General features: G+C 67.1%; 25 protein-coding genes. 19 read left to right on the top strand and 6 right to left on the bottom strand.

The window, feature by feature from the left end; translation table 11 throughout:
* Window positions 1-15: 15 nt before the first annotated feature.
* The 9 genes from GGR46_RS01580 to nadA all read left to right on the top strand — a co-directional run bounded on the left by GGR46_RS01580 (window position 16) and on the right by nadA (window position 7020).
* Window positions 16-339 (top strand): DUF1476 domain-containing protein, encoded by a 324-nt coding sequence (locus GGR46_RS01580; RefSeq protein ID WP_183993927.1) that lies wholly within the window; start codon window positions 16-18, stop codon window positions 337-339.
* Window positions 339-578, top strand: coding sequence for a BolA family protein (locus GGR46_RS01585; RefSeq protein WP_183993929.1), 240 nt, complete (start codon window positions 339-341; stop codon window positions 576-578). Before GGR46_RS01580 ends, GGR46_RS01585 begins: the two co-directional genes overlap by 1 nt.
* 6 nt (window positions 579-584) lie before the next feature.
* The gene (gene grxD / locus GGR46_RS01590) at window positions 585-908 is read left to right on the top strand and encodes a Grx4 family monothiol glutaredoxin (protein ID WP_183993931.1); all 324 of its coding nucleotides are present in this window, start codon (window positions 585-587) and stop codon (window positions 906-908) included.
* Window positions 909-1381: 473 nt separating this feature from the next.
* The gene (locus GGR46_RS01595) at window positions 1382-1750 is read left to right on the top strand and encodes a BlaI/MecI/CopY family transcriptional regulator (RefSeq protein ID WP_183993933.1); all 369 of its coding nucleotides are present in this window, start codon (window positions 1382-1384) and stop codon (window positions 1748-1750) included.
* On the top strand, window positions 1747-3360 hold the full coding sequence (locus GGR46_RS01600) for a M56 family metallopeptidase (RefSeq protein WP_183993935.1): 1614 nt from the start codon (window positions 1747-1749) through the stop codon (window positions 3358-3360). The genes GGR46_RS01595 and GGR46_RS01600 overlap by 4 nt, the downstream gene beginning before the upstream one ends.
* A gap of 136 nt (window positions 3361-3496) precedes the next feature.
* Window positions 3497-4363 (top strand): MBL fold metallo-hydrolase, encoded by an 867-nt coding sequence (locus GGR46_RS01605; RefSeq protein ID WP_183993937.1) that lies wholly within the window; start codon window positions 3497-3499, stop codon window positions 4361-4363.
* Complete coding sequence (locus GGR46_RS01610) at window positions 4348-5064, top strand: DUF4230 domain-containing protein (RefSeq protein ID WP_246425869.1); 717 nt, start codon at window positions 4348-4350, stop codon at window positions 5062-5064. The genes GGR46_RS01605 and GGR46_RS01610 overlap by 16 nt, the downstream gene beginning before the upstream one ends.
* A gap of 105 nt (window positions 5065-5169) precedes the next feature.
* Window positions 5170-5940, top strand: coding sequence for a hypothetical protein (locus GGR46_RS01615; RefSeq protein WP_183993939.1), 771 nt, complete (start codon window positions 5170-5172; stop codon window positions 5938-5940).
* Window positions 5941-5991: 51 nt separating this feature from the next.
* The gene (nadA, locus tag GGR46_RS01620; RefSeq protein WP_183993941.1) at window positions 5992-7020 is read left to right on the top strand and encodes a quinolinate synthase NadA; all 1029 of its coding nucleotides are present in this window, start codon (window positions 5992-5994) and stop codon (window positions 7018-7020) included.
* Window positions 7021-7063: 43 nt separating this feature from the next.
* On the opposite strand, the gene GGR46_RS01625 is transcribed toward nadA, so the two are convergent.
* Window positions 7064-8056, bottom strand: coding sequence for a phytanoyl-CoA dioxygenase family protein (locus GGR46_RS01625; protein ID WP_183993943.1), 993 nt, complete (start codon window positions 8054-8056; stop codon window positions 7064-7066).
* 224 nt (window positions 8057-8280) lie between these two features.
* On the opposite strand from GGR46_RS01625, the gene nadC reads away from it, so the two are divergent.
* The gene (nadC, locus tag GGR46_RS01630) at window positions 8281-9135 is read left to right on the top strand and encodes a carboxylating nicotinate-nucleotide diphosphorylase (RefSeq protein ID WP_183993945.1); all 855 of its coding nucleotides are present in this window, start codon (window positions 8281-8283) and stop codon (window positions 9133-9135) included.
* Window positions 9135-9857 (top strand): ribonuclease T2 family protein, encoded by a 723-nt coding sequence (locus GGR46_RS01635; RefSeq protein WP_183993947.1) that lies wholly within the window; start codon window positions 9135-9137, stop codon window positions 9855-9857. Before nadC ends, GGR46_RS01635 begins: the two co-directional genes overlap by 1 nt.
* A gap of 217 nt (window positions 9858-10074) precedes the next feature.
* On the opposite strand, the gene GGR46_RS01640 is transcribed toward GGR46_RS01635, so the two are convergent.
* Window positions 10075-10470 (bottom strand): DUF4112 domain-containing protein, encoded by a 396-nt coding sequence (locus GGR46_RS01640; protein WP_183996649.1) that lies wholly within the window; start codon window positions 10468-10470, stop codon window positions 10075-10077.
* Between the two features lie 20 nt (window positions 10471-10490).
* Window positions 10491-11951 carry an ABC transporter substrate-binding protein gene (locus GGR46_RS01645; protein WP_183993949.1) on the bottom strand — a complete coding sequence of 487 codons (1461 nt, stop codon included), beginning with the start codon at window positions 11949-11951 and terminating at the stop codon, window positions 10491-10493.
* Window positions 11952-12094: 143 nt separating this feature from the next.
* On the opposite strand from GGR46_RS01645, the gene GGR46_RS01650 reads away from it, so the two are divergent.
* Entirely contained in the window at window positions 12095-12331 is a 237-nt protein-coding gene (locus GGR46_RS01650) for a hypothetical protein (RefSeq protein WP_183993951.1), read from the top strand.
* Between the two features lie 56 nt (window positions 12332-12387).
* On the opposite strand, the gene GGR46_RS01655 is transcribed toward GGR46_RS01650, so the two are convergent.
* The gene (locus tag GGR46_RS01655; RefSeq protein WP_183993953.1) at window positions 12388-13845 is read right to left on the bottom strand and encodes an alpha/beta fold hydrolase; all 1458 of its coding nucleotides are present in this window, start codon (window positions 13843-13845) and stop codon (window positions 12388-12390) included.
* Between the two features lie 111 nt (window positions 13846-13956).
* Between GGR46_RS01655 and GGR46_RS01660 the strand changes: the two genes are divergently transcribed.
* The 4 genes from GGR46_RS01660 (at window position 13957) to GGR46_RS01675 (ending at window position 18472) form a co-directional block, all read left to right on the top strand.
* Entirely contained in the window at window positions 13957-15387 is a 1431-nt protein-coding gene (locus GGR46_RS01660; protein WP_183993955.1) for a LytTR family DNA-binding domain-containing protein, read from the top strand.
* Between the two features lie 209 nt (window positions 15388-15596).
* On the top strand, window positions 15597-17246 hold the full coding sequence (locus tag GGR46_RS01665) for a serine hydrolase (protein WP_183993957.1): 1650 nt from the start codon (window positions 15597-15599) through the stop codon (window positions 17244-17246).
* 195 nt (window positions 17247-17441) lie between these two features.
* On the top strand, window positions 17442-18035 hold the full coding sequence (locus GGR46_RS01670) for an outer membrane beta-barrel protein (RefSeq protein WP_183993959.1): 594 nt from the start codon (window positions 17442-17444) through the stop codon (window positions 18033-18035).
* A gap of 116 nt (window positions 18036-18151) precedes the next feature.
* Window positions 18152-18472: a hypothetical protein gene (locus GGR46_RS01675; RefSeq protein WP_183993961.1), complete on the top strand. Its 321-nt coding sequence runs from the start codon at window positions 18152-18154 to the stop codon at window positions 18470-18472.
* Between the two features lie 15 nt (window positions 18473-18487).
* Here GGR46_RS01675 and GGR46_RS01680 read toward each other — a convergent pair whose 3' ends face one another.
* Both GGR46_RS01680 and GGR46_RS01685 read right to left on the bottom strand, forming a co-directional pair.
* Window positions 18488-19561 (bottom strand): ATP-binding protein, encoded by a 1074-nt coding sequence (locus GGR46_RS01680; protein WP_183993963.1) that lies wholly within the window; start codon window positions 19559-19561, stop codon window positions 18488-18490.
* Window positions 19558-20256 (bottom strand): response regulator transcription factor, encoded by a 699-nt coding sequence (locus GGR46_RS01685; protein ID WP_183993965.1) that lies wholly within the window; start codon window positions 20254-20256, stop codon window positions 19558-19560. Before GGR46_RS01685 ends, GGR46_RS01680 begins: the two co-directional genes overlap by 4 nt.
* Before the next feature lie 144 nt (window positions 20257-20400).
* On the opposite strand from GGR46_RS01685, the gene GGR46_RS01690 reads away from it, so the two are divergent.
* The 3 genes from GGR46_RS01690 to GGR46_RS01700 are packed head-to-tail and all read left to right on the top strand — an operon-like array spanning window position 20401 to window position 26171.
* Window positions 20401-21549 carry an efflux RND transporter periplasmic adaptor subunit gene (locus tag GGR46_RS01690; RefSeq protein WP_183993967.1) on the top strand — a complete coding sequence of 383 codons (1149 nt, stop codon included), beginning with the start codon at window positions 20401-20403 and terminating at the stop codon, window positions 21547-21549.
* Window positions 21550-21571: 22 nt separating this feature from the next.
* Window positions 21572-24715, top strand: coding sequence for an efflux RND transporter permease subunit (locus GGR46_RS01695; protein WP_183993969.1), 3144 nt, complete (start codon window positions 21572-21574; stop codon window positions 24713-24715).
* Between the two features lies 1 nt (window position 24716).
* A complete protein-coding gene (locus tag GGR46_RS01700; RefSeq protein WP_183993971.1) occupies window positions 24717-26171 on the top strand; it encodes an efflux transporter outer membrane subunit in 1455 nt (484 codons plus the stop codon).
* Window positions 26172-26450 lie beyond the last annotated feature (279 nt).

Here is a 26450-nt window from a genome sequence, read left to right on the forward strand (position 1 = left end):
ATATAGGGGACCATGATGACGACTTTCGACGATCGCGAACGGGCATTCGAGGCGAAGTTCGCGCGCGACGAGGACATGGCTTTCCGCGTCACGGCTCGCCGCAACAAGCTCGTCGGCCAGTGGGCCGCCGCGCAGATGAAGCTCACCCCGGAAGAGACCGACGCCTATGCCAAGGCAGTCGTCCAGGCCGATTTCGAGGAAGCCGGCGACGAGGACGTGATCCGCAAGCTGCTCGGCGACTTGCTCGCCGCCGGCGTGGAGACCGATGACGCCACCGTGCGCCGTGCGCTCGAGGAGCAGTCGGTCGAGGCCCGCCGCCAGCTGATGGGCGAAGCCTGATGCCGATGGCGGCCAGCGAGATCGAGGAGCTGATCAAGGCCGGCATCCCCGATGCCCGGGTCGAGATCACCGATCTTGCCGGTGATGGCGATCATTATGCGGCGCGGGTTGTCGCGCCGATGTTCAAGGGCATGCCGCGGGTGCGCCAGCACCAGGCGGTCTATGCCGCGCTCGGCGGGCGCATGGGCGGCGTGCTCCACGCGCTCCAGCTCACCACCGAAGCGCCTGTCGAGGAGTAAGACCAAGTGACCGACGACACCCAGGCCCGCATCCAGCAGCTGGTCGACAGCAACGAAGTGCTGCTGTTCATGAAGGGCAGCCCGCTGTTCCCGCAGTGCGGCTTCTCCAGCCGCGCCATCGCGATCCTCAACCATCTCGGTGCCGAGTTCGAGAGCGTCGACGTGCTCCAGGACCAGGGCATCCGCCAGGGGATCAAGGAATTCTCCGACTGGCCGACCATCCCGCAGCTCTATGTGAAGGGTGAGTTCGTCGGCGGTTCGGACATCATGATGGAAATGTACGAAAGCGGCGAGCTGGCCCAGCTCCTCGCCAAGGACGCCGCGGCATAAGTTCCGCCGGTCCGGCCTTGGCCGGATCGCGGGCCGTCGAAAGATCAGGTCGCCATCCCGGTTCGCCGCGGGTGGCGGCCTTTTTCGTGACGTCATGGCAGCATGGCGCCATGGCGTGACGTCACGGCGTCAAGCCGTCGATTCGGTGGATCTGGGGAAACCCGGGTCGGGTGGGTCGACGCGAGACCGGGGAAGTAGCGGTCGACCCACCCTGAAATGAAGCGTCGAAACGCTTGGGGTGCCCTATACTTTGCAGCCTGCGTGCCAGTTTGCACGAACCGCAGATTTGCGTGGGTTCTATTGGTTAGCGGGTTTTAACCAGGGCCCGCACTTGTAAGCGATTCCGACAGTTTTGTGCCCCTGGATCGGATTGCTTCGCCGAGCCCGTCAGATTCCGTTCATCCCGCATTCACCCGCTTGACTACAGACGTAATCGTGACGATTACAGGCGTAGTCATTCAAGAGGGACTCCGATGACGGAACGGATCAGCGACGCAGAGCACGCCGTGATGGAAGTGCTGTGGGAAGAGTCGCCGCTCACCGCCCAGGAAGTGGCCGAGCGCGTGCCTGCCGAGCGCGGCTGGAGCGCCAACACGGTCAAGACCCTGCTCGGGCGCCTCCTCGCCAAGAACATCATCGCGCACCAGGAAGAGGGGCGCCGCTACCTCTATCGTCCGCTGGTCGTGCGCGGGGATTATGTCGCCGGGGAATCGCGCAAGCTGATGGACCGGCTGTTCGGTGGCAAGCTGACGCCGCTGGTCGCCCACCTCGCCGAGCGGGACCAGCTCACCGACCAGGATATCGCCGAGATCGAGGCGCTGCTCAGGGATCTAAAGCAATGACCGGCTGGATCGTAGAGACCTTCGTCGCGAGCACGCTGCTGATGCTGCTGGTGCTCGCCCTCCGCGCACCCGTCCGCCGCGCCTTCGGCCCGCAAATGGCCTATGCGCTGTGGGCGATGCCGGTGATCCGGATGCTGATGCCGCCCTTGCCGGGCGACTGGACGCTCACCAGCCTGGTGTCGCCCTTCGTCCGCGAGGCGGACGTGCCCGGGATCGTCACCGGCGTGATCAAGCCCGAGGCGCTGCCCGCGGGGATCGACCAGAACGCGGTGACGATCGTCGAGCTCGGCACCGCCGGCCATTCGGTGCCGGCCGCCCTGGTCGCGCCGACCTATGCCGCAAGCGGCCCGAGCGTGCTGATCCTCGCGCTCGGCCTGTGGGTGATCGGGGCGCTCGGCTTCCTCGCCTATCACCTGATCGCGCATCGGCGGCACTGCGCCCGGCTGCTCAAGGCCGCGCGGGTCGATCGTACCATCGCCCAGGGCAAGGTGCGCGTGATCGAGACCGATGCGGTCCACGGCCCGCTCGCCTTCGGGGTGCTGCGCAAATATGTCGCCTTTCCGTGCGACTTCACCGAGCGCTACGACGAGCAGGAGCGCGACCTCGCGCTCGCCCATGAACTCGGCCACCATGTCCGCGGCGATCTGATCGCGAACTGGGTCGCGCTGTTCGTCCTCGCCATCCACTGGTTCAATCCGGTCGCCTGGAGGGCCTTCCGCGCCTTCCGTGCCGACCAGGAAATGGCCTGCGACGCCCTGGTGCTCGCCGGCCGCGCCCAGGCACTGCGCCATGCTTATGGCCGTGCGATCGTCAAGTCCGCGCATGGGGGTGCGGTCTCGGCGGCATGTCACTTGCACACGATCAACGAAGTCAAAGGGAGGCTCCGCATGCTTTCGAAGACCCACAAGAATTCCCCCGCACGCCTTGCTGCCGGCCTGGTCGGCACCGGTGCCCTCGGCCTGGCCGCGCTCGGCCTCACCGCCTCGGGCACCCAGGCCGCCGAGACCATCAAGGCCAGGGTCGAGACGGTCACCGGCGTGAAGCTCGGCCAGGACGTCCCGGCACCGCCCGCCGCACCGGCCGAGCCTTCGGTGCCCATGCCCGCCGCGCCCGCGGCCCCGGCTGCCGCACCGGAAGCACCCGAGGCCCCGGTCAAGGTCCGCACCTACACCTATACCACCAGCCAGGACGGCAAGGACAAGGACGGCAAGCGCATCACCAAGATCGTGATGGTCCACGCCGATGGCAGCAAGACCGAGAGCGAGATGCCCGACATCGAGGCGATCCGCGTCAAGGTGCCCGAGATCCGCCATGCCAACTGCGCCGAGACCACGGACGGCAAGCCGGTGGTCGAAAAGTTCGAGAAGGACGGCAAGAAGGTGATGATTATCTGCTCGAACCGGATCGAGAAGATCGCGATCAACGCCGAGAAGATCGCGTTCGACTCCAAGCGGATGGGCATGCGCTCGGCAGTGATGGGCCTGCGCATCTCCCGGAACGCCATCGAGAACCAGATCGATCTCAGCCCCGAGCAGCGCGCCAAGGCCCTGAAGGGCATCGATGAAGCCATCGCCGAAGTCGAGAAGGGCGCCGCCGAGGCCGAGAAGTAACCCGAGAGGGGAAGGGCGTTCGGATCAAGCCCCTTTCACGAACGCCCTTCTACGGGGCCGGCTGCTCTCCTTCGCGGCCGGCCCCGTTTCATTCGACAGGCTTGCGCCGCGGCGCGGCAAAGGCCATCTCGGGGGCATGGACATCCCCGTGGACGCTCCGACCGGCCTGGCCATGACGCTGGACCCGCTGGTCACCCGGATCCTGGCGCCCAATCCGTCGCCCTTCACCTATACCGGCACCCAGACGTATCTGGTCGGCACCACCGAGCTCGCCGTGATCGATCCCGGCCCGGACGATCCCGAGCACATCGCGGCGCTGGTCTCCGCGATCGCGGGGCGCAAGGTGCTCGCGATCCTCTGCACGCACACCCACCGCGACCACAGCCCGGCGGCGGCGCCGCTCAAGGCGCTGACCAGTGCCCCGATCATCGGTTGCGCGCCGCTCAGCCTCGCCGATGCCGGCCCGCGCGCCGATGCCTCGTTCGACGCCGGCTATGCGCCCGATCGGGTGCTGGCGGACGGCGAGCGCATCGCGGGGCCGGACTGGACGCTCTCCGCCGTCGCCACGCCGGGCCACACCTCCAACCATCTGTGCTTCGCGCTGGAGGAATCCGGCGGGCTGTTCAGCGGCGACCATGTCATGGGCTGGTCGACCACCGTGGTCGCGCCGCCCGATGGCGACATGGCGGCCTATATGCGCAGCCTCGACAAGCTGATGCACCGCGCGGGCGACCGCACCTATTTCCCCGCGCATGGCGAGCCGATCGCCAGGCCGCATCGCTTCGTGCGCGGGCTGATCGGCCACCGCAAGCAGCGCGAAGGGCAGATCCTGCGCCTGCTCGAGGCCGGCACCGGCACGGTTCCCGCGATGGTCGAGCGCATGTATGTCGGGCTCGACCCGCGGCTCAACGGCGCGGCCGGGCGATCGGTGCTCGCGCATCTGATCGATCTCCGGGATCGCGGGCTCGTCAGCGAGGAGGGTGACGCTTGGAAGAGGGCGTGAAGCAGGGCGGGGGTTGCCTCAAGCTGTTCGGCGTGACGCTCACCATCGTGCTGGCGGTGGTGCTGGTGATGGGCGCCGGCTTCTGGTTCCTCGGCAACACGATCAAGCAGCAATTCGCCGGCCCGACGCCCGAGACGGTGGCGCAGGCCAGCCTTGCCGGGCTGCGCGAGCAGAACCGCCTGTCCGCCTTCGCCGCCAAGTTCGTCGCGGTGGTCACCTCGAAGCAGAGCCAGCTCGGCCTCACGGCCCAGAAGACGATGATCATGCCGGGCAGCGTCCGCTACGAAGTCGACCTGTCGAAGCTCCGCCAGGAGGATGTGCGCTGGGACGCCGCGAAGAAGCGGCTCACCATCACGCTGCCCGCGGTCGAGGCGATGGGGCCGGACGTCGATCTCGACCAGATCCGACAGTACGACAATGGCGGCATCCTGCTGTCGGTCACCGATGTCGGGGGCAAGCTCGACGACGCCAATCGCAAGGCCGGCCAGCAGGAGCTGCTCCGCCAGGCCCAGTCCGGCCCGTACATGCGCATGGCCCGCGACGCGACCCGCCGCGCGGTCGAGCGCAGCTTCGCCATGCCGCTGCGCGCCACCGGGATCGCCGCCGATGTCGAGGTGCTCTTCCCCGACGAGGCCAAGCGCCCGACCGAACGCTGGGATGAATCCCGCCGGCCAGAGGACGTGATCGCCAACAAGTGGTGACTTTCTTCTCCCTCTCCTCTTCAGGGGAGAGGGAGAAATGTTTCCAATCCGTCCCAAACAAGATACCTTCCAACATTCGCAGGTTTGTCGGTGGGGGGACTGAACATGGCGACGATTGCCGAACCAATTCCGCGTGCGCGGCGCGACCGCTTCTTCCTGATCCTGTCGCTCGCCATGATCGCAGTGATCGTCGGGGGCTTCTCGCTCAACTTGGCGATGGGCCGGTCGAGCTTCGCGCTGCCGCTGATCTACCACGTTCACGCCCTGGTCTTCATGGGCTGGATCGCGATCTTCCTCGCCCAGAACCTGCTGGTCGCGACCGGGCATGTCGGGCTCCACCGCAAGCTCGGCTGGATATCGGTGGTCTGGGTGCCGTTGATGGTGGTGATGGGGACGGTGATCACCATCTACGCGGTGCGGCACCATGGCGGCCCGCCCTTTTTCGACCTGCCAGAGTTCCTGTTCGGCAATCCCGCCGGGCTGCTCTGCTTTGCCGGCCTGGTGTTCGCCGCCGTCTCGAGGCGGAGGCAGTCGGACTGGCATCGCCGGCTGATGCTCTGCTCGATGGCCGCGATCACCGGGCCGGGCTTCGGGCGCATCCTGCCGGTGCCCTTCATGATCCCCTGGTCCTGGCCGGTCGCGGCGCTGCTCGCGCCGTCGCTCTTCCCGGTGATCGGCATGATCGTCGACCGCAGGCGCACCGGCACTGTACATCCGGCCTGGATCTGGGGGCTGGCCGCGATGACCGGCTCCTTCCTGCTGGCCGAGGCGATCGCCTTCTCGCCGATGGGGGAGGGGATCACCCGCATGGTGGTGGCGGGCTCGCCGGGAGCGGTTCGACCCTTCGCCGCGCATTGGCCGCCCATTCAGCCTTGAACCTGCGCCTCCGCCGGGCCATGTGCGGCGCGGGCAAGGGAGTGCAGGAACATGGACGCGCGCAACGGCATCGGTGGGAGCCTGGCCGGGCTCGATCTCCGGGCGGAGATCGATCGGCTGCGCAAGGAGCGCAACGCCGTCATCCTCGCCCATTATTACCAGAAGCCCGAGCTGCAGGACCTGGCCGATTTCGTCGGCGACAGCCTCGATCTCTCGCGCAAGGCCGCCGAGACCGATGCCGAGGTGATCGCCTTCTGCGGCGTGCGCTTCATGGCAGAGACCGCCAAGATCCTCTCGCCCGAGAAGATCGTCGTGCTGCCCGACATGAATGCCGGCTGCAGCCTCGAGGACAGCTGTCCGCCGGAGCAGTTCGCCGCCTTCCGCGCCGCGCATCCGGATCACATCGCGCTGACCTACATCAATTGCTCGACAGAGGTTAAGGCGCTCAGCGACATCATCGTAACGTCGAGCTCGGCGGAGAAGATCCTCGCCCAGATCCCGCCCGAGCAGAAGATCATCTTCGGCCCGGACCGTAATCTCGGCGGCTATCTCAAGCGCAAGATCGGTCGCGACATGCTGCTCTGGCCGGGCGTGTGCATCGTGCACGAGGCGTTCTCGGAAACCGAGCTGCTCAAGCTCAAGGCCCAGCACCCCGGCGCCCCTGTCGCCGCGCATCCCGAATGCCCGCCGCACGTGCTCGATCACGCCGATTATGTCGGCTCGACCCGCGGTATCCTGGAGTTCTCGCAGGCGATGGCCGGCGACACGCTGATCGTCGCGACGGAGCCGCACATCATCCACCAGATGCAGAAGGCGATGCCGGAGAAGAACTTCATCGGCGCGCCCGGCGCCGACGGCAACTGCAACTGCAACATCTGCCCGTACATGGCGCTCAACAACCTGGAGAAGCTCTACCTCGCCCTACGTGACCTCACGCCGCGCATCGAGATCGAGGAAGGCCTGCGCCTCCAGGCCAAGAAGAGCCTCGACCGCATGCTCGACATGGCGAGCGCCACGGTGGGCATGGGGGACCTGGGCCCGGCGCCGACGATCGGCGGGGATCCGACCAAGGGGGATTGATCTCTCTCTTCTCCCCTCCCTTCCAGGGAGGGGAACAAGCAGCTCACCGCCACTTCGGCTGCACTCCCATCTCTGCCGAATAGAAGTTCACATATTGCGCCAGCCGCGGCTTCGTCGCGGCGTTGGGCGTCGCCCCGTGCGGCAGGTCGTGCCGCCAGATGATCAGGTCGCCCGCGCCCGCCGCCACCCGCACCGCGCGGTCGCTCAGGTCTACCGTCCGCGGATTCGCGTCGCCCAGGCTGTCCAGCCAGTCCGCCAGTTCGTGATGGAAGCCCGGCACCAGCTCGAACGCACCCTGATCTGCCGCGGTATCCGTGAGATAAAGGATACCCTGCGTCGCGAACGGGATGGGCGGGACAAGGCTCGCGTCCCAGTGCAGCCGAGGCGCCCCGAAGTTTTGATGCGGGAGGACCGGCGCGTTGAAGCTCATCCGGTCGATGCGCGGCCACAGGTCGCTGCTGCCCCAGAGCTGGGCGAAGGCCTTGTGCACCCGCGCCGAACGCCGCGCCGCCTCCAGTGCGGGATGCTGGAATAGCTGGACCATCAGCCCGTTGTTGCGCGGGCCGTACCAGGTCGCCGGATCGTCCGGGTCGGCGCCCACCGTTTTCCAGAGCAGCGCGGCGGCGGCTTCGGCTTCTTCCGGCGCGATCGCGCCGCGCAGGATCACATAGCCCTGCGCCTCCCAATGGGCGAGGGCGTCGGCATCCAGTACGTCCGGCATCGCATCGATCCCGGCCAGTCGCGCGGCGATGGCGGGGGGAGGCGGGGTGCCGTCCAGCGCGGCGTGGTAGCGCGCGATGGTCAGCCGGTCGGGCGCGCCGGCGGTTGCGACGATCCAGCGCCGAAAGCCTTCGAAATCGGGCCTTTCGCTGGAGATGAACTGCAACGTCTGCTCGAGGCCCAGTCCCAACGCGTCGAGCAGCAGCTTGTCCGACACCCATTCCTCCGGCGGCGAGGAGACATGAGTCAGCCGGCGGTCCCAATATTCTCGGAGACGGCGGACCTCGGGAAAGTTCAGGGGTTCGGCATCGGCCATGGCCCATCGATGACCGGGCGAACGGGCGCTTGCAATGTAGGATTTCGTCTGCTGCCATGTACGCATGGTGTCGCGCTTTCGGTTTTCACTCGATTCCCGCCATGGATCGGGGGCTCCGGGCAAAGTGAAACGATTTGCCTCTACTCCCTTCACTTTGCGGGCGAGGGTGCGGTTGCGTGATCGCGCCATTGCCGCCACCCGGCGCGGCTTTTAAGGGGCGACGCATGGCCTTCACGCTCGACCGCTTCGATCTCGCCGCCTTCGTCGCCGCCACCCTCGCCGAGGATCTGGGCGACACGGGCGACATCACCTCCGCCGCGGTGATCCCCGCCGATGCGATATTCGCCGGCGTGATGGACAGCCGCGATGCGATCACCGTCGCCGGGCTTCCCATCGCCGAGGCATTCTTCCGCGCGCTCGATCCCGAGGTGGAGATCGAGCGGCTGGTCGAGGATGGCGACCGCGTCGCCGCCGGCACCGATCTGATGCGCTTGCGGGGCAAGGCGCGCGCGCTGCTCACCGCCGAACGCTCGGCGCTCAACACCGTCCAGCATCTCTCGGGCATCGCGACGATGGCACGGACCTATGTCGATGCGATCCAGGGCACCGGCGCGACGCTGCTCGACACCCGCAAGACGCTGCCGGGCCTGCGCGTGCTCGAGAAATACGCGACGCGGATGGGCGGGGCGACGAACCACCGCATGGGCCTGTGGGATGCGGCGATGATCAAGGACAATCATGTCGCGGTCGCCGGTTCGGTGGCCGAGGCCGCACGCCGTGCAGTGGCGGCCGGGATCGAGCGGATCATCGTCGAGGTCGACCGGATCGACCAGATCGAGCCCGCGCTCCAGGCGGGCGCCACCCATCTGCTGCTCGACAATATGGGCCCGGAGACGCTGCGCGAGGCCGTGGCGCTGGTCGCCGGCCGTGTGCCGACCGAGGCTTCGGGCGGGGTGCGGCTCGACACGATCCGCGCGATCGCCGAAAGCGGCGTTACCTATATCAGTGTCGGTCGGCTGACCCAGTCGGCGCCCGCCGCCGATATCGGCCTGGATTTCGCGCAAGAGGGAGTGGCGTGATGCGCAAGCTGGTTCTCGGGATCGTCGGCACCGGCCTGGCGCTGCTGCCGGGTATCGCCTCGGCACAGGCGCTGATGTGCCGCCCTGCGGCGGGTGTCGAGCGTCCGCGTCCGGACCTGCCCGATGCGAAGCAGCCGCGCCGTATCCTGCCGATCGGCAGCTACACGCTGGCGCTCACCTGGAATCCGGGGCTGTGCCGTGCCGATGGCACCAATCCGGAGAATCGCTTCCGTTGCAGCCGGGGTGCCCGCTTCGGCTTCACCCTGCACGGCCTGTGGCCGGACGGCACGGGCAAGACCTGGCCGCAATATTGCGCCGACACGCGTATTCTCTCGCCGGCGCAGATCAAGCAGATGCTGTGCACCACGCCCTCGGCCCAGCTCATCCAGCACGAATGGGCCAAGCACGGCACCTGCACCAGCATGGCGCCGTCCACCTATTTCGCCACGGCCAAGCGGCTCTACGACCTGGTCCGCTATCCGGACATGGACCGGCTTTCGCGCGGCGACCTGACCGTCGGCCAGTTCAAGGCCCGCTTCGCCGCAGCCAATCCGAACATCCCGGCGGAGTCGATCCGCGTGACGGTGACCAGGGAGAACTGGCTCGACGAGCTGTGGCTCTGCCTCGACACCGGCCTGCGCTACGAGCGCTGCAAGCCGAACAGCGGCGGCGCGGCGGATGCGAATCCGCTCAGGATCTGGCGGGGCAGCGGGCGGCGCTAGATCCGGCGGTTGCAATGTAGGATTTCGCCTGCTTGGCTCCCGCGGCCCGCATGCGCTGGCCGCTCTTTGACGGTTGTTGGAACGATAGGATCAGCGTCGCGCAAGCATGTTGCGGGCAGCGAGGAATGGCGTGCTCTATTGGGTGTCGAGACTTTTGTGACCTTTCGCCGCCGACGATCCGGCTTCGGCGAGTCGGCGCTGCGTTCGGTGTAGGAAATCAGCTGTGGTCGACCGTGCTGGTGCCCGGGTGGTGCTTGTCGAGGTGGCGCTTGATCAGCTTGAGGTTGCGGCTGTTCGACTTGAACACGAAGTCGGCCGCGTCGCCGACCACGGGCACCAGGCCGATCAGCCAGTCGAAGCCGACATTGCCGATCATCCGGGCCATGGTCGTCTTCGGCATGTTGAGGTTGCGGGCTTCCCAGACGATGTAGAGGCCGAGCAGCGCCGCGATCACGTCGCCGCCGACGGGGACCAGGCCCAGCACCGCGTCGAGGCCGACCTTGCTCTTGAGGCCCGGGATGGGAATGCTGCGCTCGAGCAGATGCTCCATCATCTCGATCCGGCGGCGCACATCCTGTGCGTGCCGGCCCAGGGGCAGGGTCGTGGAAGCCATCCGCGTCGTCTTCGCCACGTTCACCTCGTTTCGTTGCGCAGGTGGTTCAACGGGTGCCAGGCCCGGGCGTTCCCCTGCCAGGCCTGGAGCCGCAGCGCGACGATAGACCATCGGAAGGGCTGGGCGATAGGGATGTATGCTCCGTCCGCTGCCAGCGCGGCATCCGCCTCGGCGATGCGGTGGGAGCGGGCATAGAGGTCGGGCGCGTCGCGGCCGGCCTCGATCAGCGTCCGGGCGTCGTCGGAGCAGGCCTGGCAGGCCGTGGCGACGAACCAGCGTGCGCTGTCATAGGGCGCGACGGCATCGATCAGGCGCAACTCCGCCGGATCCTCCGGGCCGGTGCGCACGGGCTTGATCCCGATCGCGTAGAGCGCCTCGGCCAGCCGCGACCAGACCAGCGTCGCGCCGGGGCCGGCGGGCAGGGCGATGCGCAGCGTGATCGTGCCAGGGTGCCCCCGGCGCCATGCCGCGACCGAATTGCGCGCGGTTTGGCGACGCTCGTCGAGGTCGAGTGCCGCCCAGGCGGGCTGGGCGGGCGGATTGGCCGAATCGAGCTGGGCCGGCAGCAATGTTTCGACCGGTGCCCAGTCCGGGTGCAGCTGGTGGGTCAGCGTGGCCCGGTCGATCGCCATGGCGATCGCTGCGCGATTGGCGGGGTCGGCAAGAAAGCCGTCGCGCGTTGCCACGGCGAGCCCGAACAGGCCCAGGGCGTTGTCGAGCCGCACATTGGCGGTGGCGATGCCCGCGGTGCCGACCAGTGGCCAGTCGACGAAGCTGCCGCCCAGGATCAGATCGGATCGGCCGTCGCGGAAACGGGCGAGCGCCACCGCCGCCCGCTCGCCATGGAAGAGCAGGGTCTCCTGCGGCCGGGGACCGGCCGTGTCGTCGGGATCGGTCGCGTCGGGCACGGGGCGGAGCAGCACGCCGGCGCGGTTCTGCGTCGGGCGGAACGGGCCACTGCCGTCGATCTTGTCGGGGTGGAACAATGCCATCTCGGGCTGGGCGAATAGCTTGAGCAGGTCCGGTCGCGGGCGTTTCAGCCGCACCTCGATCACTTGCGGCGTCATCTCCACGATCTCGTCGATCACGGCGAGGAAGGGGGACAGCGGGTTGCGCGAGCGGGGCGCGATGGCGCGGCGCAGCGTGCGCACGACTTGCTCGCCGGTGACCGGCTGGCCGTCCGGCCAGGTGGCGCCGTCGCGCAGGCGGAAGATGAAGCTGCGGCCGTCGTCGATCACGATCCAGCGCTCGGCGAGGCCGGGCTCGATCTGGCCGGCTGCATCGAAGCGGACCAGCCCCTGGGCCGTCGCGCCGAGCAGCACGCGCCGGGCGGGGTCGAGCGGGCCATTGTCCGGGTCGGCCAGGGCGCTGCCTGCCCCGATCGCGCTCACGACCACCGCCGTGTTGTCGCGTCGCTGGCCCGAGCTTTCGCACGCCGCGAGCGCTAGCAGGGGCAACAGGCAGAGAAGGCGAGGGGACATCAGGACAATCCGGCTGGTCTGCACCGGTGTATGGCCGCAAGCTGCGCCTGCCAACCCCGCATGGCGGCGGCGCTGCTGCACTGCGGGAACCATCGGCGGTTGCGGCGCATTTCATTCCCGTTCCTGAAAAGAGGGAGTGAGTTATGCGTATTCTTGGTCGGGCCGCGACTGCGGTCGCTCTCGTCTCGCTGGCCGTGGCGCCTGCGCTTGCAGCCTCCGAGACTTCAGCTTCGAAGTTGTCGCTGCGGGCTTCCACTGCGTCGAAGGACAAGTCCGACATCGCCGGCGCGCCGATCATCGCGGTCATCGGCATCCTGGGCATCGTCGCCGGCGGCGTGATCATCGCCACCCAGGACGACGACACGCCCGACAGCCCCTAGTCGGATCGACGACCGGTAGCGCCGGTGGCGATCGTCAACGACGTTTTCCGGTCAAGTCATCCCAGCTGGAACTTTGGCGGAGGCAGGGTCAGCTTCGTGTCGGCCAGTGCCTCGCCGCGGAAGAACCGCACCAGCAGGCCCTGCACATCGGGATGGGCCTCGAAGACATTGTGGCCGGCATTCTCGACGATCACGCGGGATTTGCGCTGGAATTGCGCCGCTACCTCGGCCTGTTCGGCCAGCGGTGTGCGGCCGTCCAGCGATCCGGCAACCAGCAAGGCGGGGTGACCGATGCGGATCGGTGCCCGGAAGGCCTCGCCAAGGTCAGCCGCCGGCACCGCGCCCAGCAAGTGCGGCATCGGGAAGTTCAGCGCGTCCCCCAATACGGCCGACCGGGCCTCGCGCTGCACCATCGCCAGCCGGGCGGGCGAGATCCCGGATGCCAGGTCCATGGCCTCGGGCATGCCGCTGATGCCCAGAAGACCGGTGAACTCGGACAGGAACGGCTCGAGCACATCCGTTCTGCCGGCGTCGAGCGCCCGATATATTCCCGGCAGCATGACCAGCGTGCGCGGATTGGCGATGAGCCCTCCCGACATGAGCTGGATGCCGAAGCCGCCCAGTTGCAGCTCGACCGGTGTGTTTCCCAGCTTGGCGGTCATCCTGGCGGGCGCTGCCTCGAGCCTGGCATGCACGCGGCGCATCAGGGCCGGCAGGTCGGGTATCTCCGCGCGGACCGCCGGGTCACTGGCCAGCAAGGCATCGACCTGATCGAGAAAGGCATCGATCCGGGCCGGCCGCTTCACCGTCTGATCCTGCCCTTCGAGACTGGCCAGGGCCACGCGGTTCACCCGTTCGCCGTGCCGCTTGAGCATGCTGAGCGCCAGATGTGAGCCGTAGCTGATGCCCCAGAGGTCGATCTTCTCCACACCGAGATGCTTTCGCAGATCATCGATGTCGTCGGCGTTCTGTTCGGTGTTGTAGCCGCGGATTGCGACGCCGGCCCGCGTCCAGTCCGCCCAGGCGCGCTGAAGGTCGTCGCGGAAATAGGCCGTCAATCCTTCCCGCGTGAACACGGGCAGGGGAGCTACGGGATCGGGCCTGGCAGGGATGGCGGCGGACATGCCCGTGCCGCGCTGGTCGAAGGCTATCACATCGGCGACTTCACGGAGAGCCATGAAGATGGGGAAGCGCGGCCCGGCCGCAGCCGTGGACCCCGCGCCGCCGGGACCACCCGCCAGGTAGACGATCGGCGGGCCGGGCCGGGCTGCGGTGGAAGGAAACCGGACATAGCCCAGCCGGATTTTTCGCGAGCCCGGATCGCGGCGGTCTTCGGGAACCTCGAAGAAGCCGCGCTCGGCGTCGGTCTCCGCGCCGCGCCAGCCCTTGAAGCGGAAGGGGCCGTCCTGTGACGGTGGCGTCGTCTGCGCAGAGGTCCGGGCGATCGCCAGGGCGGGATAAGCAAGGACGGCTGCGGCGAGCAGGGTGCGGCGATTGAGCGATGTGTTGGTCATGTAACCGGCTGACCCGTTTGGGGTGCACCCGGCTACACCGGCTCGGTCAATAGCGCCCGGGCATCGGCGAATGGCGGTGCATCTCGGCGAACTGCGTCCTAGACGGGGCGCATGTGGCGAATCCTGCTCTTCAGCTTCTTCCTGATGGGATCCATGTCCGCGGCTCATGCCCAGGACACCTCATGGCAATCCTGTCGCGGCATGGTCGGCCAGGCCGGTCCGGTAGTCAGCGACTGCCGTCCCATTGCCGGTTCCATCGATCCGCAAGGGCAGGAAATCTGGGTCCGGTCCATCGTCCATTCCCCGACGGATGCGCATGTGCGCGTGCTCTATGTGGCCGGCGTCGCGTCATCGGAAGCCTGGCTCAACGGTCAACGCCTCGGCGCGAACGGTCGTCCCGGCGCCACGGCGCAGGATGAGATGCCCGGGCGGTATCAGGCGATCTTCCCCATCCGCGAGACCGTCTGGCGGCCCGGCGAGAACGAGCTGGTACTGCGCCTGTCGTCCTTTCACGGCGGCCTGCGGTTCGCACGCCCGATGAGTGCCGTTGCCGTCTTGCCCTATCCGTATCCGCCGCGCATCGCGCCGCTGGCCATCACCTTCCTAGCAGCTGGTACGTTGCTGGCCGCGGCATTCGGCTTCGGGGTCATCCACGCGATGCGCCGCACCGGGACCAGTCTGATCCTGGCCGCGATGGCGGGCGTTGCGACGCTGCAGGCCATTGTCGAGAGCCTGCGGACATTGTTCGACTATTCCTATCCCCTGCACGGCTGGCGGATGAGCGCCATCTGGGTGCTGGCGGCGATCTTCGCGGTCCTGCTGGTGCGTTATGTCTCATCCCGGTTCCTGCCCGGGGCGGGGCGCCTGATGACACTTGCCTCGCTCGGCCTGGTCCCCGCCACGGTCCTGCTGCCGGGCTTCGATGTGAAAACGATATGGGCACTGATCCTGGGGGTTGCCCTTGCCGTCGTGCCAGCCGCGGCGGGGGTGTGGCGGCGACTTCCCGGCGCACGGCCTTCCCTTGCCTATCTGGTGCTGTTCCTCGCATTGGCCCTCGGGCTTCCCGAATGGTTCACGGATCTATCCTACTTCCTGCTCGCCGCGGCACTGGTCTTGCCGCTGCTGATGGTCGAGGTCGTGCGCCTGAGCCGTGACGATCGCGGCCGCGAAGCTGCCCTGACCCGCGCAGCCAGCCGGCCAGATCGCCTGACGGTGGCTTCGGCGCGCGGCGTGGAACTGGTGCCGATCGCGGAGATCCTGGCCGTGGTGGGAGCCGACGACTATGTCGAGTTGCGACTGGTTGGCGGGCGCGGCCTGCTGCATGCAGCACGTCTCGACGGCCTTGCGAGCCAGTTGCCGGCGAATTTCCTGCGCATCCATCGGTCGGTGATCGCCAACCTGTCCCGGGTGCAACGGCTGGAACGCGAGGGCGACCGCTGGTGGTTGCACCTGAACGAAGGCGTGCCGCTCCCGGTCAGCCGCTCCCGGCTGCCGGCCTTGCGTGAAGCCCTGGAAGACGTTCCCGTCGCGGCGGCGGCTTAGCTCGGAGCGATCCGCCTCGGTCTCGGCGGCGCCAGCCATGGCGGACGTTCACCGCAGCCGGAGGACATTCACCGCTCCAACGGGATATTCACCGATCCGCTATTGGGCAGCCGCTCGATCTAGGTTTGAGCGATGGCAAGTCATCGGAGAGTCCCATGCGCTCAATGCGTCTCGTTGCCCTAGCCGCTCTGTCATGCATTTCTGCCAATGTGGCGGGGGCCGCGGGGGATCCGCTACGCATCGCCGTCCGACAGGATCGTTCCGGAATCGACCTCGACACCGCCTTTGCGTCGATCTCGCCGATGGCGCCCGGCTGCGCGGCAGGCGTGGTGATCGCCGGGGCTGCTCCGGTGATACGCGGCTATGGACTGGCCGATCTCGAGCACCCGGCACCGATCACAGGGGACACGGTTTTCGAGACCGGTTCGCTTGCCAAGCAGTTCACCGCCGCTGCGATGCTACTCCTGGTTCAGGACGGTAAGCTCGCGCTGGACGACGATATCAGGCGCTATTTGCCGGAGATGCCGGACTATGGCGTGCCGATCACGATTCGCCACCTGCTGACCCATAGCAGCGGGCTGCGCGAGCAATGGAGCCTGCTGGCGTTGACCGGCAACGGCCCGGGTGCCCAGGTCCATACGCTGGGCATGATCCTTGACCTGGCCTCGCGCCAGAAGGGCCTGAACTTCGGCCCCGGCACCGAATATCTCTACACCAATACGAACTACGCCCTTGCAGCGATCATCATCGAACGCGTCAGTGGCACGAGCCTGCAACGCTTCACCGAGAAGCGCCTGTTCCAGCCGCTGGGCATGCGTCACAGCCGGTGGCGGGAGGATTTCCGCACGGTCGTGCCCGGACGGGCCATGGCCTATGCTTCGGGTAGCGAGGGCTTCATCGCCAACATGCCCTTCACCAACGTCTATGGAAATGGCGGACTCCTCACCACGATCGCGGACCTGCTGCGCTGGAACGCGTTCCTCGATCACCCTTCCGATCTACCTGGCGGCGAGGCGCTGGCGACGGCCCTGCAGACGCCGGGCAAATTGCGGAACGGCACGCCGCTCGAATACGGCCTTGGCCTCGAGATCACCCGCGCGCACGGATTGCGCCTGATCGCGCACAGCGGCTCGACCGCCGGCTACAAGGCCTGGTTGGGCCGCTATCCCGAGAGGCATGTTTCGGTCGCGCTTCTGTGCAACAATGGCGATGTCGATTCCGTGGAGCTTGGCGAGGGTATCGCCGAGCATGCACTTCGCGCCGCCGGCTATATAGAGAGAAGGCCCGTAGTTTCGGCCGCCAGGCCGACGCCTTCGCCAATCCGGCCGGCCGACCTGGACCCTGCTCAATATCAGGGGTTATTCCGCGATACCGTGACCGGTGAACTCGCGACGACACAAGTCGTCGAGGGGCAGCTAACGCTCCAGCGAGGGGCGATGCAGCAGCTGGCCCCCATGGGCAAGGACCGATTCCGGCGCGCGGATGGCGGCATGGCCCAGTTCGTCCGGGAGAATGGGAAGGCTGTCGAACTAATCCTGGGCGCCGACAGGCTCAGCCAGCGCTTCGTGGCGGTTGCGCCTGCCAATGCCGATCCTGCCGCGCTCGATGCCTATGTCGGAACCTATTACAGCGTGGAGCTGGACAGGCACATTTCAGTGGTCCGGAACGGCGGTGGTCTGGTCATGCGCCAGCCTTTTGCGGTGGACTGGCAACTGACGCCGCGTTTCGCCGATGGATTCACGACGCGCCTGCGCGGCACGACCAGTTTCGTCTTCTCGCGGGCGCCTGACGGCAAGATCGACGGGTTTGCGGCCTGGGTGAACGGCGCTCGCAACATAAGGTTCGCGCGGCAGCCTTGAGGGATTCACCGGTGGAACCGTCTGCACGCACATCCTCGTGCCATGCATCCCTGATCGCATCACGAGGCGGTTGTGACCGGCCGGCGACGGCATCCACGAGACCCCGACAATTGGCCGACGGATAGTGCACACTTGGCGAGCAACTGGGTCGGCGAGCGGAAACGAAGCGCTCCAGAAACTGAAAAGGACCAAGTTGTGAAAAGGCTGCTTACCCTCGCCACCCTCGCGTCGCTGGCCCCGGCCGTTGCGTTCGCCCAGAGTTCAGAGCCGAGCTTTACCGGACCGCATGTGGCGATCTCGGGCGGCTGGAACCAGAATCAGGACAAGAAGGTGCTGACCGGCACGAGCAAGGACAGCCGGTCCAGGGGCGGAATCGCGGTTCGCGGCGCCGCCGGGTACGACATCGGGATCGGCCGGATGGCGATCGTTGGCGGTGAAGTCGGTATCGCCACGGGCGGTCGCGACGTCGTGACCCGCAGAGGTACCAGCAGCTATCGCACCGATCCCCGGCTCACCCTCGATGCCACGGCGCGCGTCGGCATCAAGCCCGTCGACAATGTGCTGCTGTTCGGCAAGGCCGGCTGGGCGATGCAGAATGTCCGCACCCGTCTCGCCACCACGACCGGGAGCCTGTCCAGCAAGTCGACCGAGCACGGCTTTCTCTGGGGTGCCGGCGCGGAGTTGGCGGTGACCAGGAATGTCGCGCTGCGCGCCGACTTCGACCGCGTCTCCTTCAACGACCACTACAGGCGCAATCGCGTCCTTGCCGGCGTGAACGTTCGCTTCTGAGGCGATCGGTGCGCCGCATCACTTCCCTCACGATGCCTGGCGCTCCGCGATCCTGAGCGTGAAATCGATCACCGGCAACGCCGTCCGGAGGCAGCCTGGCCTGCGCCGGACGGCGCATGATCTACGACGGCCACGGCTTCGGCTGCGGCGCCGCCGTTCGGCCCATCCCTGGACAGCGCCCGGGGCCGAGCGGCGGCCTTCCACGGCCCGACACGCCAGCCCGAGCGCAATCGATCGGCGTGCGAGGGGCGCTTCCCGGACCAGCCCTGATGATCTGCAAGATATTCCTCGGAATCCTCCTCCTTTCGCTCGCCATCATGCTCTTCGACTGGCTGCGCTCCGAACTCGTGGATCCCTATGTGGCGGCGATCCTGGTCGGGACATTGGCGGTCACCCTGATCAACCAGGTGAAGATTCGCCGGCACCGATCCCGATAGTACAGGCGCCGGCCTCTATATCTGGGGACGGCAGGGGATCGTGAGGAGGAACGAGGCTCCACCGTCGATCCTTCGGTAGACGGCCGTGCCCGCGTGAATCTCCGCGATGGCGCGTACCACGGACAGCCCCAGTCCGCTGCCCTTGGGAACTATCCCCTGTTCCACGTAACGCCGGAAGGGATCGAAGGCATGTTCCTCGAAGTCGGGGGGAAGGCCGGGTCCGGAATCACGCACTTCCAGATGGACCTCGTCCGCCCGGCGCGCGAGCGTGACATGGACGGGGCCGGGATCCGCGTGTCGGCGTGCATTCTCCAGAAGCGCCAGCACCGCCTGGCGAACACGCCCGCTATCCGCAACGCAGTTCGAAGGTTCGATGGACGTGTTCAGGATCAGGCCCGCCTTTTCGAGCTCGGGCCGCATCAGCTGTATCGTGGTTTCCACCACTTCGGCGAGGTCGGTTTCCCGAAGGTCGGCGCGCAGCTGCCCCGCGTCGAAAAGCGTGACGGTGCGAAGATCGTCGATCAACGCCGAGAGTGAGGTAACCTGGGCCTCCAGCGATCGGAGCAGTTGCGGCTCCGGCTTGAAAACGCCGTCGGCCAGTCCCTGCAGACGCCCCCGCAAGATCGTCACGGGGGTTCGCAGTTCGTGCGCGATCGTCGCATTCCACCGGGTGACGCCTTCCGACGCAGCTTCGAGCCGCTCGGCCAGGAGATTGAAGTCGTCGACGAGCATCGAAAGGCCCGAGAGCGATCCATTGACCGAGACTGCCCGCGCGGTGAGGTCGCCGTCCGCTATGCGCCGCGCATTCTGGGCCACCGATACGACCGGGGCGACGATGCTGCGCGCGAGGCCGGTCGCGGCGATCGCGGCCAGGATCGCCGCAATCAGGCACACGAAACCGATGATGAACCACTCGATGCCCGCCGGCATCCACTGTTCGTTGTCGGGCAACACCAGCTTCGGCGCGACGCGGATCAGGATGCCGTAGATCAGGTACATGCTGACCACCGTCAGGATGACGGATGACATCGAAGTGATGACCACCGACCGGATGATCTGGCGGCCCAGGCGAGGGTTTATGTCGCTCATGCGTCCTGCGCCAGCCTGAAGCCGACGCCCCGGATGTTCCTGACGAAGCCATGCGCGCCGGCTTCCTCGAGCTTTCTGCGCAGCTTGCTGAGATGCGTATCCGCCGTCCGTTCGAGCGCTTCGCCGCCCGGCAGGCAGGCGTCGACCAGTTCCGCTCTCGAGAAGGCGCGTCTGGGTGCGCGTGCCATGTGCGCCAGGATACGGAATTCGGTGAGGGTCAGCGCGAGCGGGGCCTTTTGGCCGTCGCCGCCGATCACCGAAGCGGCATGGCTCTCCAGATCGATCTCGACGGCGCCCACGCGCAGCACCGAGCCATGGGAATTGCCGACCCGCCGCAGCACCGCGCGCGCACGTGCCGCGACCTCGACCGCATTGAACGGCTTGACCACATAGTCGTCCGCACCGACGCGAAGGGCCTGGAGCTTGTCGATGTCCTGGTCGAGCGCGGTCAGCATGATGACGGGGGTCGCTCCGCGGCGGCGGACCTCGGCCAGGACGTCCCAGCCGCTCATCCGGGGCAGATGCACGTCCAGGGTGATCAGATCCGGCTTCAGCGCCAGATGCAGATCGAGTGCGGTCCGTCCGTCGCTCGCCCGGACGGTACGGAAGCCCTCGCGTTCGAGATAGGCGACGATCACCTCCGCGATTTCATGCTCGTCCTCGACGACGAGGATGAGCGCGTTGCTCGAGTCCATGGCAGTTCACTCCGTTGGAGCCAATCTACACTCCTGGCCGGGGCACGCCATGCCGCTCCACAAACCCTCCACACAATCGCGACAGCTCCTCCACCGCACCCGGTCAGGAGGGGCGCGAAGGCAGCATCAACAAGCTGGAGCATCATGAGGAAAATCAGCCAGCAGCGCGGAATCGCGCTGCTTTTCGTCGCGTCCACCTCCCTCGCGCTCGCCGCGTGCGGTGCGTCCGAATCCGCTTCCGAGCCGCAGGCGGCATTGCCCGTGTCGGTCGTCACCGTCGGCACCTCCGACCTCGATATCGCCGACGAGTTGCCGGGCCGGGTCGTCGCCTATCGCGTGGCGGAGATCCGCCCCCAGGTGGCCGGCATCATCCAGCGTCGCCTGTTCCAGCAGGGCAGCGAGGTGCGGGAAGGGCAACCGCTGTTCCAGATCAATGCCATGCCGTTCCAGGCCGATGTCGACAGCGCCCGTGCCAGTGTCGAACGGGCCAATGCCACCCTGGCGCGCGCCCGGCTCCAGGAAGAGCGGCTGGCGCCGCTGATGAAGGCGGATGCGATCAGCGGCCAGTCCTATGACGATGCCGTCGCGTCACGCCGGACCGCGCAGGCCGAGCTCGCCCAGGCCCGCGCCGATCTTCGCCGGAAGAATGTCGATCTCGGTTTCTCGATCATCCGTTCGCCGATCAGCGGGCGGATCGACCAGGCGGTCTTCACCGAAGGCGCGCTCGCCTCGGTCAGCGACGCCAATCCGCTTGCCACCGTCCAGCAGATCGACCGCGTCTATGTCGATGTGCGGCAACCGGCCTCGCGGCTGGAAGCGTTGCGCGCGGCCGCGCGCGCCGGCGCCGGCAACCAGGGCGCGCCGGTCGAGCTCCTTTCGGCGGATGGGCGCAGCTACCCCGTGAAGGGGAAGCTCCTCTTCTCCGGCGTCAGCGTCGATCCCGGCACCGGCCAGGTGATCGCGCGCGTCGAATTCGCCAACCCGGATCGTCAGCTGCTGCCCGGCATGTTCGTCCGGGCGAAGCTGCCGCGTCTCCATGTCGCGGGCGCGATGACCGTGCCGCAACAGGCCGTGACGCACGACGCCGCGGGGACGGCTACGGTCAACGTCGTGGCCAATGGCGGGAAGGTCTCGCAGCGGACCGTCACGACGGGCGACGAGCAGAACGGCAGCGTCCTCATCACCTCGGGCCTCAAGCGTGGGGAAACCGTGATCGTGGAAGGCGCCGACCGCCTGCAGCCCGGGATCACCGTCAAGCCGGTCGCCTGGAGCAACCCCGCAGCCAAGCGCTGATCGCAAAAGCGAGACAATCATCATGCCCCGTTTCTTCATCGAGCGGCCCGTGTTCGCATGGGTCGTCGCCATCGCGATCATCGTCATGGGACTGATCGCCATCCCGCAGCTGCCGATCGCGCGCTATCCCACGATCGCGCCGCCCAGCATCAGCATCTACGCAACCTATCCGGGCGCCACGCCGCAGACGATGAACGACAGCGTCGTCAGCCTGATCGAGCGCGAACTCTCGAGCGTGAAGCACCTGCTCTATTTCGAGAGCTCGACCGACACCTCGGGCATGGCGACGATCACCGCGACATTCGAGCCGGGAACCGATCCCGAGCTGGCCCAGGTCGACGTGCAGAACCGCATCAAGTCGGCAGAGCCACGGCTTCCACAGGTCGTCCGCCAGTCCGGCCTCACCGTGGAGGCGGCGTCCTCCGGCTTCCTGATGCTGGTCTCGATCCAGTCGAGCAAGCCGGGTGTCGATGAAGTCGAGCTTGGCGACTATGCGGCGCGCAACGTCTCCGAAGAGCTGAAGCGCATCCCGGGCGTCGGCCGTGTGCAGCTGTTCTCGGCCGAGCGTGCCATGCGCATCTGGCTCGATCCGGCCAAGCTGGTTTCCTATGGCCTGTCCGCGAGCGAGGTCACCGCCGCGATCTCCGCGCAGAACCTCCAGATCGCCCCCGGTGCGCTGGGCGGTGCCCCGACGACCGAGGCGCAACGCGTGACCGTGCCGCTGACCGTCGATGGCCAGCTGCAAACTCCCGAGGAGTTTCGCCAGATCGTCCTGCGTGCGAACGCGGACGGCGCTGCCGTCGTCCTTGGCGACGTGGCGAAGGTGGAACTGGGGCCGCAGAGCTTCAGCTTCTCCACCCGCAACAATGGCAAGCCGGTCGCGACCCTGGCGATCCAGCTCGCGCCGGGCGCGAATGCGGTGCGGGCGGCCGAAGGCGTGCGCGCCCGCATGGACGAGCTGGCCAGGACGATGCCGGCCGGCATGAGCTACAGCACCCCGTTCGACACGGCGCCCTTCGTCAAGATCTCGATCGAGAAGGTGATCCACACCCTCCTGGAAGCGATGGTGCTGGTCTTCCTGGTGATGTTCCTGTTTCTCCAGAAGATCCGCTACACGCTCATTCCCGCCATCGTGGCGCCGATCGCGCTGCTCGGCACCTTCGCGGTCATGCTGATGGCCGGCTTCTCGGTGAACGTGCTGACCATGTTCGGCATGGTGCTGGCGATCGGCATCATCGTCGATGACGCGATCGTCGTCGTCGAGGCCGTGGAACGCATCATGGCCGAGGAAGGCCTGTCGCCGAAGGAGGCGACCAAGAAGGCGATGAAGGAGATCACCGGGGCGGTGATCGGGATCACGCTGGTGCTTACCGCGGTGTTCATCCCGATGGCGCTGTCCAGCGGCTCGGTCGGCGCGATCTACCAGCAGTTCACCATCTCCATGGCCGTCTCGATCCTGTTCTCGGCCTTTCTCGCACTCACGCTCACGCCCGCGCTTTGCGCGACGCTGCTCAAGCCGGTTCATGGTCACGCTGCGAAGAAGGGCTTCTTCGGCTGGTTCGACCGCAGGTTCGAAGCGATGACCCATGGCTATCAGGGCTGGGTCGCGGGGCTTCTGAAGCGTTCGGGCCGGGTGATGGCCTCGTTCGCCGTGATCCTGGTGCTCCTCGGCGTCGGCTTCATGAGCCTGCCGTCGAGTTTCCTCCCCGATGAGGATCAGGGCTATTACATCACCTCCTTCCAGATGCCGTCGGACGCCACGGCGGCCCGGACGGATGCCGCGGTGGCGATCCTGGAGAGGCACAATGCCGGCCGGGCAGGCGTCGCCGACACGACCGCGGTGCAAGGTTTCAGCTTCTCCGGCGCGGGGCCGAACGCCGCGATGGTCTTCACCATCCTCAAGGACTGGGGGCAGCGCGCAGGCGCGACCGCCGATGGCGAAGTGATGGCCGCCAACGATGCGACCTCGATCAGCCGGGAGGGCACGATCATGAGCGTCCTGCCGCCCTCGATCGACGGGATGGGCAACGCGACCGGCTTCTCGATGCGGCTGCAGGACCGGTCCAACCGTGGCAACGAGGCACTGATGGAAGCGCAGAACCAGCTGCTCATGCTGGCCGCGCAAAGCAATGTCGTGGTTGGCGTCTATCCCGAGGGCCTTCCGCCGGGCAGCAGCCTGAAGATGGAGATAGATCGCAAGAAGGCGCAGGCGCTGGGTGTCTCGTTCACCGCGATCGCCGATACGCTGAGCGCCGCGATGGGCTCCACCTATGTCAACGACTTCCCGAACCGCGGGCGGCTCCAGCAGGTGATCGTGCAGGCGGACGCGCCGGCCCGCATGAAGCTCGACGACGTCCTCAAGCTCAATGTCCGCAACGAAGCAGGCAACACGGTTCCACTGTCGGAACTGGTCACGCCGAAATGGGGCACGTCGCCGCTGCAGATGGTGCGCTACAATGGTTATCCGGCCGTCCGGATCGCCGGTGCTCCGGCACCGGACCGGTCGAGCGGCGAGGCCATGGCCGAGATGGAGCGGCTCGTGCAGCAGCTGCCGCCCGGCTACACGATCGAATGGACCGGCCAGTCGCTGCAGGAGAAGCAGGCGGGCAGCCAGATCTTCATGCTGATGGGCCTGTCGATGCTGGTGGTCTTCCTGGTGCTGGCCGCGCTCTACGAGAGCTGGGCGATCCCGCTTTCGGTAATGCTCGTCGTCCCGCTCGGCCTGATCGGCTCGGTTGCCGCGGTCCTGCTCGTCGGCATGCCCAACGACGTCTTCTTCAAGGTCGGGATGATCACGATCATCGGCCTGAGCGCGAAGAACGCCATCCTGATCGTCGAGTTCGCCAAGGCGGCGCGGGAAGGCGGCATGGGCCTGGCGGAGTCCGCCCTGCACGCGGCCCGCCTGCGCCTGCGCCCGATCATCATGACCAGCCTCGCCTTCACGCTGGGCGTGGTGCCGCTGATGATCGCGAGCGGTGCGAGTGCGGAGACCCAGCGGGCGATCGGAACCGGCGTGTTCGGCGGCATGCTGACCGCCACGCTGCTCGCGATCTTCTTCGTCCCCGTTTTCTTCGTCGCGGTACTCGGCCTGGTCGATCGCCTGCGCCGCAAGACCAAGCCCAACGATGCGGCCGGCCCCGACGCCCAGCCCGTCCCGGAGAACTGACATGCGCAAATTCGCCCTGCTGGCGCTGCTGATGACCGGCGCCTGTTCGATGAACCCCCGACTGGAGGTGCCCGCGGCGCCGGTGCCTCCGACCTTCGCCGGTGCGCAGGACATGGAGCCACCAAGTGCCGCGGCGATCGGCTGGCGTGAGATGTTCGGGGATGCCCGGCTCCAGCGCCTGATCGCGCTGGGCCTGGAGAATAACCGCGACCTTCGGGTAGCGACGCTCAACGTCGAGGCTGCCCGCTCGCAATTCCGCGTGGCGCGCGGCGCCCAGTTCCCGCAGCTGGATGCCAATGGCAGCTATACCCGCCAGCGCACGCCGTCCTCGACTGCTGCCGCAGGGCTGGGCGGCGCCTTGCCGGGCGGCGTGGGGGCACCGGCCGGATTCGAATTCGGCCAGTTCACCGCGAACGCAGCGCTGACCAGTTTCGAGATCGATCTCTTCGGCAGGCTGCGCTCGCAGAGCCAGGCCGCGTTCGAACGCTATCTCGGTACCGAGGAAGGGCGGAGGTCTGCGCGGATCGCCCTGATCGCCTCGATCGCCGACGCCTATCTGAACGAGCGCCTCGCCACCGAACAGCTGGCGCTAACCGAACATACGCTCGCCGACTGGAACAGCTCGCTCGACATCGCACGCCGGCTTCGCGAGGCGCGTCAGGGCAGCGGCCTCGATGTGGCGCAGGCCGAAGGTCAGGTGCGCCAGGCCGAAGCCGATCTTGCCGGGGGAAGACGCGCCGTGGCCGAGGCGGGCAATGCGCTCCAGCTCCTGGTCGGCGCGCCGCTCCCCGCCGACCTGCCTGCGCCCGCCGACCTGATGGCGATGGACATGCTGACGCATCTTCCCGTCGGCCTGTCGTCGGACCTGCTCACCAACCGGCCCGACATACGCCAGGCCGAGCGCGAGCTGCGGGCTTCGAACGCCGATGTCGGCGCGGCGCGGGCGGCCTTCTTCCCGCGTATCTCGCTCACCGGCCTGTTCGGTTTCACCAGCCTCGCCTTCGACAAGCTGTTCAAGGGCGACAACCACAACTGGTCCTTCACCCCGAGCATCACGCAGCCGATCTTCAACGGCGGCAGCCTGCGCGGCTCCCTGAAGCTGGCGGAGGTCCGGACCTCGATCGCGGTCGCCCAATATGAGCAGGCGATCCAGGTCGCGTTCCGGGAGGTCTCGGACGGGATAGCTGGCCGGGAGACGTTCGGGATGCAACTCGCCTCCCAGCGCCAGGCGCTCGACGCAGCCCGGAAGCGGGTCTCGCTGTCCACGCTGCGGTACAAGGCGGGGCTCGACGGCCGTCTCGATCTCCTCGATGCGCAACGGACCGAATATGCCGCCCGCCAGGCCATGCTCAACCTCCGCCGGCAGGAGCTTTCCAGCGCAGCGGGCCTGTATCGTGCGCTCGGCGGCGGCGATGCAGCGGCCGAAATCGAGGCCGCGGTGTCGGCAGGAAAATAGGCGAAGAGCAGCCTTCGTGGCCAACATGGGCAGTCCGTACATCGGAGAGCGTCGCGATTTTCGTAAAAGCCTTTGGTAAGATCCTGTGCTGTTAAGGAATCTTCTACCGCAGATCGTGGCGAGTCCTGATTTTGGTAAATAGGGTAAAGATCGCCCCGTTCTGCGCTGGATAAGTAATAAAATTATAGTCTATTTTGGTGACATTATTTACATGGAGTCAATTGACTCCTGTTCGCATTGTAATAACCTTCATCGACGTTTGAAATTCTGCGTCACAGA

Origin of the sequence: Sphingomonas kyeonggiensis (assembly GCF_014196745.1) — a bacterium.
GTDB lineage: Bacteria > Pseudomonadota > Alphaproteobacteria > Sphingomonadales > Sphingomonadaceae > Sphingomonas > Sphingomonas kyeonggiensis.